The 11,712-nt window shown below is 63.7% G+C and carries 11 protein-coding genes; 9 read left to right on the forward strand and 2 right to left on the reverse strand.

Annotated features, from left to right (window positions below):
* Positions 1-118: 118 nt before the first annotated feature.
* Both K8U54_RS21370 and K8U54_RS21375 read left to right on the forward strand, forming a co-directional pair.
* On the forward strand, positions 119-1,444 hold the full coding sequence (locus K8U54_RS21370) for an MFS transporter (protein ID WP_434059965.1): 1,326 nt from the start codon (positions 119-121) through the stop codon (positions 1,442-1,444).
* Complete coding sequence (locus K8U54_RS21375) at positions 1,441-2,235, forward strand: D-glutamate cyclase family protein (RefSeq protein ID WP_249907688.1); 795 nt, start codon at positions 1,441-1,443, stop codon at positions 2,233-2,235. Before K8U54_RS21370 ends, K8U54_RS21375 begins: the two co-directional genes overlap by 4 nt.
* Before the next feature lie 120 nt (positions 2,236-2,355).
* On the opposite strand, the gene K8U54_RS21380 is transcribed toward K8U54_RS21375, so the two are convergent.
* Complete coding sequence (locus tag K8U54_RS21380; RefSeq protein WP_249907689.1) at positions 2,356-3,255, reverse strand: LysR substrate-binding domain-containing protein; 900 nt, start codon at positions 3,253-3,255, stop codon at positions 2,356-2,358.
* Positions 3,256-3,317: 62 nt separating this feature from the next.
* Between K8U54_RS21380 and K8U54_RS21385 the strand changes: the two genes are divergently transcribed.
* Together K8U54_RS21385 and K8U54_RS21390 are read left to right on the forward strand one after the other, a co-directional pair.
* On the forward strand, positions 3,318-4,718 hold the full coding sequence (locus K8U54_RS21385) for an MFS transporter (RefSeq protein WP_434060041.1): 1,401 nt from the start codon (positions 3,318-3,320) through the stop codon (positions 4,716-4,718).
* Positions 4,719-4,941: 223 nt separating this feature from the next.
* A complete protein-coding gene (locus K8U54_RS21390) occupies positions 4,942-6,216 on the forward strand; it encodes a glucarate dehydratase family protein (RefSeq protein ID WP_249907691.1) in 1,275 nt (424 codons plus the stop codon).
* 34 nt (positions 6,217-6,250) lie between these two features.
* Here the strand turns inward: K8U54_RS21390 and K8U54_RS21395 are convergent, their stop codons facing one another.
* Positions 6,251-6,820, reverse strand: a complete 570-nt coding sequence (locus tag K8U54_RS21395; RefSeq protein WP_249907692.1) for a cysteine hydrolase family protein — start codon at positions 6,818-6,820, stop codon at positions 6,251-6,253.
* A 244-nt stretch (positions 6,821-7,064) separates the two neighbouring features.
* Here K8U54_RS21395 and K8U54_RS21400 point away from each other — a divergent pair, with 244 nt between their 5' ends.
* The 5 genes from K8U54_RS21400 to pstB all read left to right on the forward strand — a co-directional run bounded on the left by K8U54_RS21400 (position 7,065) and on the right by pstB (position 11,655).
* Positions 7,065-7,415, forward strand: a complete 351-nt coding sequence (locus K8U54_RS21400) for a hypothetical protein (protein WP_070886468.1) — start codon at positions 7,065-7,067, stop codon at positions 7,413-7,415.
* Between the two features lie 449 nt (positions 7,416-7,864).
* Positions 7,865-8,896, forward strand: a complete 1,032-nt coding sequence (pstS, locus tag K8U54_RS21405) for a phosphate ABC transporter substrate-binding protein PstS (RefSeq protein ID WP_249907693.1) — start codon at positions 7,865-7,867, stop codon at positions 8,894-8,896.
* 62 nt (positions 8,897-8,958) lie between these two features.
* Positions 8,959-9,924 carry a phosphate ABC transporter permease subunit PstC gene (gene pstC, locus K8U54_RS21410; RefSeq protein WP_249907694.1) on the forward strand — a complete coding sequence of 322 codons (966 nt, stop codon included), beginning with the start codon at positions 8,959-8,961 and terminating at the stop codon, positions 9,922-9,924.
* Positions 9,924-10,817: a phosphate ABC transporter permease PstA gene (gene pstA / locus K8U54_RS21415; RefSeq protein WP_249907695.1), complete on the forward strand. Its 894-nt coding sequence runs from the start codon at positions 9,924-9,926 to the stop codon at positions 10,815-10,817. Before pstC ends, pstA begins: the two co-directional genes overlap by 1 nt.
* Positions 10,818-10,893: 76 nt before the next feature.
* Entirely contained in the window at positions 10,894-11,655 is a 762-nt protein-coding gene (gene pstB, locus K8U54_RS21420) for a phosphate ABC transporter ATP-binding protein PstB (RefSeq protein ID WP_249910491.1), read from the forward strand.
* Positions 11,656-11,712: the final 57 nt, after the last annotated feature.

Genomic DNA, 11,712 nt, shown 5'->3' on the forward strand with positions numbered 1-11,712 from the left:
CCAAGCCAATAAAAGCAAGAGGGCCGTGACCGCAGCCGCCGCGCTGCGTTACGGACGACAAGAAACAGCCAGCCCGACTGGCCAACACTGCCTCCATAAATCGACATAAAGGTGAGATATGTCTCGCGTGCTCAGTCCTGAATATTCGGGAACGGCTTCGGCCGCCCCGCAAAAAGCTTCCTCGGTCGCCAAACGTGCCGCCACCGCTTCGGCAACGGGTACCGCGGTCGAGTATTACGAATTCGGTGTGTACGGCTACATGGCCGTGATCATCGGCCCGCTGTTCTTCCCCGGTGACAACCCGACCGCTTCGTTGCTCGCCGCCCTGGCGGTGTTCGGCAGTTCGTTTCTGATCCGGCCGCTGGGCGGGGTGTTGCTCGGTCGCCTTGGCGACCGGATCGGCCGGCGCAAGGTGCTGCTCACCACGGTGATCGGCATGGGCATGGCGACGGCGACGATCGGCCTGCTGCCGACCGCGGCTCAGGTCGGCATCATCGCGCCGATCCTGCTGGTGCTGATGCGCCTGACCCAGGGGTTCTTCGCGGGTGCCGAAGTGATCGGTGCGGCGGCCTTCGTCGCCGAGTCCTCGCCGACCGGGCGACGCGGTTTCTTCGGCGCCTTCACCCCGGTTGGCGTGGCGCTGGGCGGCGGGCTGGCGGCCATCGTCTGCGCCACCACCACCGGCCTGCTCAGCGATGAACAGCTGCGTGAGTGGGGTTGGCGCGTGCCTTTCCTGCTGGCCATTCCACTGGTGCTGATCTCCTGCAAGATGCGGCATAACGTCGAGGAGACCCCCGAGTTCAAGGCGTTTCTCGAGAAGCAACAGCCACCCAAGGCGCCGATCAGGGAAGTGCTGAGCACGCAACTGGGCCCGGTGGGCCGGGTGATCCTGCTGACCTTCGGGCAGAACGCCGGTTACTGGATCGGCCTGGTGTTCATGAACGTCTACCTGACCACCTACCTGGGCTTCGACAAGTCCAAGGTATTCTGGGTGATCGCCTGCATCAGCCTGTGCATGGCGGCGATGATGCCGTTCTGGGGTGGGCTTTCCGACCGCCTGGGCCGTCGCAAGGTGCTGACCATCGGCTTCGTCGGCTACATCACCCTGGTCATCCCGATGATGCTGCTGATGGACAGCGGCTCGCTGTGGATCGCCGCCCTGGCCATGTTCATCGCCACGCTGCCGATGCCGATCATCCAGTCGGTGGGCTACCCGACCTACGCCGAGCAGTTCCCGACCCGGGTGCGCTACACGGCGATGGCGATCAGCTTCAATATCGGCGCGATCCTCGGCGGCGGCCTCACGCCCTATGTGGTGACCTGGATCATCGCCAGGACCGATTTCCTGCTGACCCCTGGCATCTTCATGGCCGGCGCGGCGTTCTGTGCACTGCTGGCGCTGCTGACCCTGCGCGAAACCGCCCACACGGAGCTGTCGCGATGACTCTGGACGCTGCCGCAGTACCGAGCACGCCGCACCGATTGCGCGAGCTGATCGCCCGTGGCGAGTGGGTACGCCCCACCTCGGGTGTGCTCGACGATTATCAGCAGGCCAACCTGGCGGTGGTGCCGCGTGCCCATGCCTACGACTTTCTGCTGTTCTGCACGCGCAACCCGAAGAGCTGCCCGCTGATCGCCGTTACCGAGCCGGGTAGCCCATTCGTCGATGGCCGCGATGGGCCCATCGACCTGCGCAGCATGCTGCCGCGTTACCGGGTCTGGAAGCAGGGCGTGCTGGTCGACGAACCCACCGACCTGAATGCCTATTGGCAGGACGACGCCGTGGGCTTTCTGCTCGGTTGCAGCCACACCTTCGATGCGCCGCTGCGCCGCGCCGGCATCCCGGTTTCCGGCGCGGCGCCGGCGGTGTACCGCACCACCTTGCCGTGCCGCGAGGCCGGCGGCCTGTCCGGACCGCTGGTGGTCAGCATGCGCCCGGTGCCGGCCAGCAAGGTGGCGCTGGCCGTGGAAGTGACGGCGCGCTACCCGACCGGCCACGGAGCGCCGGTGCACGTCGGTGACCCGGCCAGGCTGGGCATCGCCGACCTCACCACGCCGGACTTCGGTGTGCTGCCGCCCATGGACGCCGACAGCGTGCCGGTATTCTGGGCCTGCGGGGTGACGCCACAGCTGGTGCTGCCGGCGCTGGGCGCGCCCTATGTGTTTTCCCATTACCCCGGACACATGCTGGTGCTCGACTGGCGCGTCGACGAAATGGCGGCGCGGCTGAACTGAAACCGAGAGAGATCGAGGCGGACATTCAGCGCAGCGAAGCCCGATCCCGGCGTTCATACCTGGTGTGGAGTCATCCGCGATAGCGCCGCGGCCAAGCGCAGGCTGCGGCGCTATCGGCCTTCAATGCATGTCCGCCGCTACCGCAGCGCGGATCGCCTCGAGCAGCATCAGGCAGGCCGGGTTGTCGTTGTTGCTGCGCCAGGTCAGGTGCAGCTCGCTCTGGATGCCTGCGCCGAGGTCGATCTCGCGAAAGCTCACGTCCTTGAACACCACGTTGGTGGCGCAGCGCGGCACCAGGGCCAGGCCCATGCCGGCGTTGACCAGGGCCAGGATGGTCAGCGACGAGCCCAGCCACTGCACGTATTCCGGTGCCACACCCGCGGAGCGGAACATGCCGGTCAGCAGTTCGTTGAAGGGCGGGTAGGCGGCGTGGGAGTACATCAGGAAGGGCGCGCCATCCAGATCCCCGACGCCCACCTGGTCGGCGGCGGCCAGTGGATGGCCGCTGGGAATGGCCAGCACGAAGGGTTCGCGCACCAGGCACTCGTTCTCGTAGCCGGCCTGCAGCAGCGGCTGACGCACGATGCCCAGGTCGATGCGCCGGGTGCGCAGCGCCTCGTGCTGCTGGTGGGTGTTCATCTCGCTCAGGGAAATCTTAACCTGGGGCTGATTGAGACGCGCCTCGGCGATCACCCGGGGCAGGAATTCGTACACCGCACTGCCCACGAAGCTGATGCTCACCGAGCCGATATCGCCGGCTGCGAAGCGCCGCGCCGAGCTGGCGGCCTGGTGGGCGCGTTCCAGCAGGTTCTGGGCTTCGATGAAGAACGCCCGGCCGGCGGCGGTGAGCGCGACGCTGCGGGTGCTGCGGGTGAACAGCTCGACGCCCAGGCTGTGTTCGAGCAGCTGAATCTGCCGGCTCAGGGGCGGCTGGGTCATGTTCAGCCGTTCGGCGGCGCGGCGAAAGTTGAGTTCGGTGGCGACGGTGGTGAAGCAGCGTAGCTGGGCGAGTTCGAACATTGATCTAATCCGGGTATCAATCGAATGCCAAACTAGATTAGACGGGATCAATGCCCGCGTACATGATCGGCGTATCCCACAAAAACAATGATCGGGAGTTGCCCCAATTGAATAACGTCCAAGGTTCAGCCGACCCGCAGGTTGTCGCCCGCGCGGTCTCGAAAGTGAAACGCCACGTATTGCCGCTGTTCGTGGTCATGTTCATCGTCAACTACATCGACCGGGTGAACATCGGCTTCGTGCGCAGCCACCTGGAAACCGACCTGGGTATCGGCGCCGCCGCCTATGGCTTGGGTGCCGGCCTGTTCTTCATCGGCTACGCGCTGTTCGAAGTGCCCTCGAACATGCTGCTGCAGCGCTACGGCGCCAAGGTGTGGCTGACCCGCATCATGTTCACCTGGGGCATCGTCGCCACCGCGATGGCCTTCGTGCCCAACGAAACCTGGTTCTACATCCTGCGCTTCTTGCTCGGCGTCGCGGAGGCCGGGTTCTTCCCGGGCGTGGTGTACTACTTCACCAAGTGGCTGCCGGCCGGCGAGCGTGGCAAGGCCATGGCCATCTTCCTCAGCGGCTCGGCGATCGCCTCGATCATCTCCGGGCCGCTGTCGGGTGCACTGCTGCAGATCGACGGCCTGGGCATGAAGGGCTGGCAGTGGATGTTCTTCATCGAGGGCATGTTCTCGGTGGTGCTGTGCGGCTTCGTGTGGTTCTGGCTGGACTCGCTGCCCAAGGACGCCAAGTGGCTGACCCGCGAGGAAAGCCAGGCACTGACCGACTGCATCGACGAAGAGCAGCGCCAGCGCCAACTGGCGGCGGGGGAGACCGGCGCGGTCAAGCACTCGGCCTTCAAGCTGCTGCGTGACCCGCAGATCATGCTGTTCTGCTTCCTGTACTTCTCCATCTCGCTGACCATCTATGGTTGCACCTTCTGGCTGCCGAGCATCATCCGCTCCATGGGCGGGCTGGGCGACTTCGAGATCGGCCTGTTCAACTCCATCCCCTGGATCATCTCGGTAGTGGCCATGTACGCCTTCGCGGCCCTGGCCTCGCGCTACAAGTGGCAGCAGGCCTGGGCCTCGGCGGCGTTCATCATCGCGGCGTTCGGGCTGTTCATGTCGACCACCGGTGGGCCGGTGTTCTCCTTCGTCGCCATCTGCTTCGCGGCGATCGGCTTCAAGGCGGCGTCCTCGCTGTTCTGGCCGATTCCCCAGGCCTACCTGGATGCGCGCATCGCCGCGGCGGTGATCGCCCTGATCAACTCGGTGGGCAGCCTGGGCGGCTTCGTGGCACCGGCCACCTTCGGCTATCTCGAGCAGCACACCGGATCCATCGAGGGTGGCCTGATCGGCCTGGCGGTGGTCTCCCTGGTCGCCGGCATCCTGGTGTTCATGACCAGGACCAGCAAGGGTGCCAAGGGCAACGGCAATGGCGTGAGCCCCAAGCCAGCCGTGACGCCCGCCTGACATGCACAGGCGCTGGCCGGGCTAGCCGTAGGGTGGACGACGCTTCATCCGTCCACCGCTCTGCGATCGCAGTGGTGGACAAAAAGAGCGTTGTCCACCCTACGTCATGACCGTCCGATTTTGCTTTCCTGCGAACTTAAAAAAGATCGTGAAAAGGCCCTAAGAGAAGTACCAGCGCCGGCATGGCCGGCGCAGCAAACTTGCGATTCAAGGAGTTTCAATCATGAAGATCAAAAACGTACGCGTAACGCCGATTGCGTTTCGTGACGCACCGCTGCTCAACGCCAGCGGCATCCACGAACCCTACGCGCTGCGCTCGATCATCGAAGTGGAAAGCGACAACGGCTTTATCGGCCTGGGCGAAAGCTATGGCGATGCGCCGGTGCTCAGCGTGCTGCAGGCCATGCAGGATTCGCTGGTCGGCCTCGACCCCTTCGACCTCAATGGCCTGCGTGCCCGGGTAGTGAAGACCGTTGCCGCGCTCAAGCCGGGCACCGCGGGCGCCGAGCTGGCGCCGGGCTCGCACCCGAGCAAGCAGGTGGCCAATGCCTACTCGGCCTTCGAGGTGGCCTTTCTCGACCTGCAGGCACGCTCGCTGGGCATGCCGCTGGTGGATCTGCTCGGCGGCGCGGTGCGCGATCGCGTACCGTTCAGCGCCTACCTGTTTCTCAAGTACGCCGAGCACCTGGGCTCGCCCTACAAGCCGGATCGCTGGGGCGAGGGCATCAGCCCGGAGCAGATGGTCGCCCAGGCGCGCACCATGATAGAGGAGAACGGCTTCAAGAGCATCAAGCTCAAGGCCGGCACCTTGCTCGGTCCCGAGCATGAAGTGGCGTGCATCAAGGCGCTGCGCCAGGCCTTCCCGGAGGCGCCGCTGCGTATCGACCCGAACGGCAACTGGTCGGTGGAGACCTCGCTGCGCATGGCCGAGCTGCTTGGCGATGACCTGGAATACTACGAGGACCCGTGCCCGGGCCTGGAGGGCATGGCCGAGGTGCACAAGCGCACCGGCATCCCGCTGGCCACCAACATGGTGGTCACCGACTTCGACGAGTTCCGCCGCAGCGTGGCGCTGGGCAGCGTGCAGATCGTGCTCGCCGACCACCATTACTGGGGCGGCCTGCGCGACACGCAGATCCTGGCGCGCATGTGCGACACCTTCGGCCTGGGCGTGTCGATGCACTCCAACTCGCACCTGGGTATCAGCCTGATGGCCATGACCCACGTGGCGGCCGCGGTGCCCAACCTGTCCTACGCCTGCGATACCCACTACCCATGGCAGGAGCCGGACGAGGAAGTGATCAAGGGCGGCAAGCTGCCTATCGTCGATGGCTGCGTGGCGCTGACCCGGGCGCCGGGTTTGGGCGTCGAGCTGGACTACGAGCAGTTGGCCAAGCTCAACGACCAGTACCTGACCTGCGGCATCCGCTCGCGCAACGACGTGACCCAGATGCAGAAGTACGACCCGAGCTGGAAGGCGCTGAAACCGCGCTTCTGATCCCGCACCTGCCGAGGTGGCCGCCCTGGCCGCCTCACTCCTTTCCCATGCCGGCCTTCAGTAAGGCCAACGCTGCGCGGGTTTCGATTACCTGGGCGTATTCGTCCTGCAGGTTGGCCAGGGCCATGGCATGCACCTCGTCAGCGCTGCGCAGCACGCCGTGGTAGTCCGCCTTGGCGAAGGTAAAGCAACCATCGGCGACCACGTGGGTGGTGAAACCCAGGTTGCCCGCCGAGCGTGCCGTCGCTTCCACGGAATTGTTGGTGCTGACCCCGACGATCACCACGGCCTCGAGGCCGCGTACCCGTAGCCAGCGTTCCAGGCCGGAGTGGGTGAAGGCATCGGGCACGTTCTTCTCGACCACATGTTCCCGGGGCAAGGGCTGCAGCGCCGGCTGGAATTCCACACCGGCCTGGCCCGGCGCGAACAACGAGTCTGCCGACCGGGAGATATGGCGGACATGCACCACCGGTGCGCCTGCCAGGCGCCAGGCCTGCAGCAGTTCGCCGATGCGCGCCGGGGCGTCGGGGTTGTTGCGCAGGCCGGCGGCCGGCTCGAGCATGCCGCGCTGCATGTCGATGATGATCAGGGTGGGCTGGGCCATGGGACTACCTTGTGTCGGGTGGCAGGGCACTTCCAGGGGAATTGCCGCTCTATAGAATAATCCCCTCGCTCTCAGTATTGCATCTTGCACGACCAGAATCCGGTTACCGTGCAGGATGCATAGTTCAATTATTTTTTGTCTGTAAATAGTCCTTTTAAATCAATGGCTTAGATTTTTCCAATAGCTGGCATGCAGTCTGCAATATCCCTCTCGACGAAGGAACACCACTCAGAGGGTACGAGCCATGCAATACGCCATCCAGCACCTGATCGAAAACCTCCCGGACTACGCCATCGATTTCAAGAAGCGCCCCGACGGGATGTTGCTGATGACGTTGCGCAAGGATGGTGAAGTTGCGTTCGTGAAGGCGATCGACCGCCAGACCGTTTTCTGCGAGACCCGCGTACAGGCGCTGTTGCACGAGATCATGCGTGACAGCAAACTGATCAGTGGCGAAATCAACTGGAAGGGGCAGGGCGCCCAGTGGATCGATCGCAGCCTGCCGACCTTTACCGGTGCGCCGATCAACCCGACCGCTGCCAAGATGATGTGGGCCCGTCGCGGCCGCGATGGCAGCTACCGCGCTACCGCCTGACCTCGGTCAGCAGGCTCGAAAAAGCCCCGCCCAGGCGGGGCTTTTTCATGCTCGCATGACGCCTTTGCGCGTTCGATACCGGCGCGGGCCAACTGGTGCGCATCGCACTGCGCAAACTGTCCTCGCCGCGCAGCCGCTACGGCAATTCGCTATCGAATGGCGAAATCCTCACAGGGCATCTGGCTGAGCAGTCGAGTCGCGCATTCGCTCGCCATCCGCCTCTACTATCTGCGCGGGCGCCTCGGTGATGCGGCAAGCGCCATAATTTGTTACCTGCTCATGACAAGTATTGAATGCCGATGCGCGGCCCGCCTGGACAGCGGTTGGCAATGCGCCAGGGCCTTTTTTGCGCGCTGAAAACCCGGGTGCGGGCGATCAGCCAGTATCTGTCACAAAAAGTTCATGAGATTGATGCAAAGTGCGGGCTCCCGCTCACAAGGAGTCCCCTGATGAAAAAGCTAATCAAGTCTGCCGCCATCGCCTTTACGGTTTCTCTTTGTGCCACCTCGGTGTCTTTTGCCGCGGAAAATCTGCGACTGACCGGCTCCGGTGCAAGCTTCCCTGCGCCGATCTACCTGACTTGGTTCAAGGATTTCAGCAAGAACACGCCCGGCGTTACCGTCGACTACCAATCCAAGGGTAGCGGTGCCGGCGTACAGGATTTTCTGAACAAGACCGTCGATTTCGCCGCCAGTGACTCGGCGATGAAGGAGGAAGATATCGCCAAGGTGCCCGAAGGCGTGCAAATGCTGCCGATGACCGCGGGCGAAATCGTTCTGGCCTACAACCTGCCGGGCAACCCGAAGGGTGTCAAACTGCCCCGTGACGTCTACTCGAACATCTTCCTGGGCAAGATCACCCAGTGGAACGATCCGCAGATCGTCGCCGCCAACCCCGACCTGGAACTGCCCGATCTGCCGATCACCGTCGTCGTGCGCGCTGACTCCAGCGGCACCACCGCCGTATTCACCAAGCACCTGTCGGCCATCAACGGCGAATTCAACAAGCAGCTGGGCGAAGGCAACACGGTCAACTGGCCTGCCAGCGACAAGTTCATCAAGTCGCCGAAAAACGACGGCGTGACCGCTACCGTTCGCCAGACGCCCGGTTCCATCGGCTACATCGAGTACGGCTTCGCCAAACTGGCCAAGGTCGACTTCGCCGTGCTGGAGAACAAGGCCGGTGAATATGTAGTGCCGAACGCCGAAAGCGGTGCCGAAGCGCTCGCTGCCGTGAAGATGCCGGAAAACCTGGTGGCCTGGCTGCCGGACCCGGACGGTGCCAAGTCCTACCCGATCACCACCTACACCTGGATGATCTTCCGCAAGGACAACGGTAACCCGGCCAAGGCCAAGGCCCTGCGCGACATGGTCGAGTACAGCCTGACCGAAGGTCAGAAGATCGCCGATTCGATGGGCTACATCCCGCTGCCGCAATCGGTCATCGACCAGGTTCGCAAAGCGTCTGCCAACATCCAGTAATGCCCGCCAGGCCCCTTGCGGTAGATGCCGCAAGGGGCCAGCAATTGCGTCGGAATTAGCCAATGACCAGCCCTTTCCTTGTACCAGACAATCCTGATTCTGCTTGTCGGCCGCCTTCCAAGAAGGATTTTCTGGTCGACCGCACCTTCCGCGCCCTCGCCCGAGTAGGCGTGGTTCTGATTCTGGCCGTGGTCTTCGCTCTGGTATTCGAAGTCGGGAGCAAAGCGCTTCCCGGCATGCAGGAATATGGATTCGATGTACTGTTTGGCACCGTCTGGGATGTCAATCAGAACAAGTACGGCATCCTGCCCGCCATCTGGGGCACGCTGTACAGCGCCTTTATCGCCCTGTTGATCGCTGGTTTCTTCGGCATCAGCATGGCCATCTTCCTGACCCAGGATTTTCTGCCGGCCAAGCTCGCTGCGGTGTTTCGCACCATCGTCGAGCTGCTGGCGGCCATCCCCAGCGTCGTCTACGGCCTGTGGGGCATCTACGTGGTGATCCCGGCCATCCGGCCGCTGACCACCTGGTTGCACGCCGAACTCAGCTGGATTCCTTTTTTCGGCTCTTCGCTGAGCGGCCCAGGGCTGCTGCCTGCCGCGCTGGTGCTGGCGATCATGATTCTGCCGACCATTGCTGCGGTGTCCCAGGATGCGCTCTCCAGCGTTCCCATGAAGACCAAGCAGGCCGCCTACGGCATGGGCACCACCCATTGGGAAGCGATTCTCAAGGTGATGGTGCCGTCCGCCGCGACCGGTATCTTCGGCTCGCTGGTGCTGGGCCTTGGCCGCGCCCTGGGTGAAACCATGGCACTGGCCATGCTGGTCGGTAACGCCAACAACATTTCCCTGTCGCTGTTCGCGCCGGCCAACACCCTGGCGGCGCTGCTGGCCCTGAACTTCCCGGAAGCGGGGCCGCGCGAGGTCGAGGTGTTGATGTACGCCGCACTGGTGCTGATGCTGATCACCCTGATCGTCAACATCATCGGCTCGATGCTGATGGTCTACGCCCAGCGGGGCCATAAATAATGACTGACCTGACTGCTCCTCCCGCCGAAATGCCGAGCCTGCAGCGCCGCTTCGAGGGCCGTGCGCTGCGTAGCCTGGTGCTGACCGGCATGGCTTGGCTCGTGGCGTTGCTGGCCAGCGTGCCGCTGCTCTCCGTGCTCTACATGCTGATCACCCGTGGCGGCGCGCGCCTCAGCCTGGAAGTGTTCACCGAACTGCCACCGACCGGTTTCGAGACCGGCGGTGGCTTTGGTAACGCCATGGCGGGCACCTTCGTGATGGTCGGCATCGCGGCTGCCATCGCCGTGCCGGTCGGCATTCTCGCGGCGATTTTCCTGGCCGAGCTGGGGCCCCATAGCCGGCTCGCCAATGCCGCGCGCTTCGCGGCCAAGATGCTCACCGGGCTGCCATCCATTCTCGCCGGGGTGTTCGCCTACGCGCTGGTGGTCGTCACCACCGGCACCTATTCGGCACCGGCCGGCGGCGTGGCCCTGGCGGTATTGATGCTGCCCATCGTCGTGCTGACCGCCGAAGAGGCGATGAAGATGGTGCCCAAGGTCATGAAGGACGCTGCCTACGGCATGGGCTGCACCCGCTCCCAGGTGGTCTGGAAGATCATCCTGCCGACCGGCCTGCCGGCGATCCTCACTGGCGTCATGCTGGCTGTGGCCCGCGCCGCTGGCGAAACCGCGCCGCTGCTGTTTACCGCGCTGTTCAGCAACTACTGGATCTACCACAACGGTGAGCTGGCCGTGATGAATCCCACGGCATCGCTTGCCGTACTCATCTACAACTTCTCCGGCATGCCGTTCGACAATCAGCTTGAGCTCGCCTGGGCCGCTTCGCTGGTCCTGGTGTTGATCGTGCTCATGGTGAATGTCATCAGCCGTATTTTCGGCAAGCCCAAGTATTGAGAATGGGAGCACTCTGATTGTGAACCAATTATCCCCACAAATGGCCGCCCCGTTCGAGACCCACGCACCCGTGGTCATGGACTGCAAGCTGGACAAGATTTTCTACGGCAACTTCCTGGCCGTGCGCGACAGCCATGTGCCGATCGAGAAGAACAAGATCACCGGTTTCATCGGCCCGTCCGGTTGCGGCAAGAGTACCGTGCTACGCAGCCTCAACCGCATGAACGACCTGATCAAGGGCTTCCGCTTCGAAGGGCACGTGCACTTTCTCGGTCAGGATGTCTACGGCAAGGGCGTCGATCCGGTGGTGGTGCGCCGCTACATCGGCATGGTGTTCCAGCAGCCCAACCCGTTCTCGATGAGCATCTTCGACAACGTCGCGTTCGGCCTGCGGCTCAATCGCTACAAGGGCGACCTGGGCGACCGCGTCAAGCATGCCCTGCAAGGCGCCGCACTGTGGGACGAGGTCAAGGACAAGCTCAAGGTCAGCGGCCTGTCGCTGTCCGGCGGCCAGCAGCAGCGTCTGTGTATCGCCCGCGCCATCGCCACCGAGCCGGAAGTGCTGCTGCTCGACGAACCCTGCTCGGCGCTCGACCCGATCGCCACGCGCCGGGTCGAGGAGCTGATGATCGAGTTGAAGAAGGACTACACCATCGCCCTGGTGACCCACAACATGCAGCAGGCCATCCGTGTGGCCGACACCACGGCGTTCTTCTCGGTGGACATCTCCCAGGGCACCCGCACGGGCTACCTGGTCGAGATGGGCGCAACGGACCAGATCTTCGGCAATCCCCGAGAGAAAATGACCGAGGACTACATCAGCGGCAAGTTCAGCTAACCGCTGTCATCGCTGCAGGCCGAATGCCGTGAGGAGTGGAAACGCTCCAACGGGTAT

This window comes from Pseudomonas fulva (assembly GCF_023517795.1).
Lineage (GTDB): Bacteria > Pseudomonadota > Gammaproteobacteria > Pseudomonadales > Pseudomonadaceae > Aquipseudomonas > Aquipseudomonas fulva_D.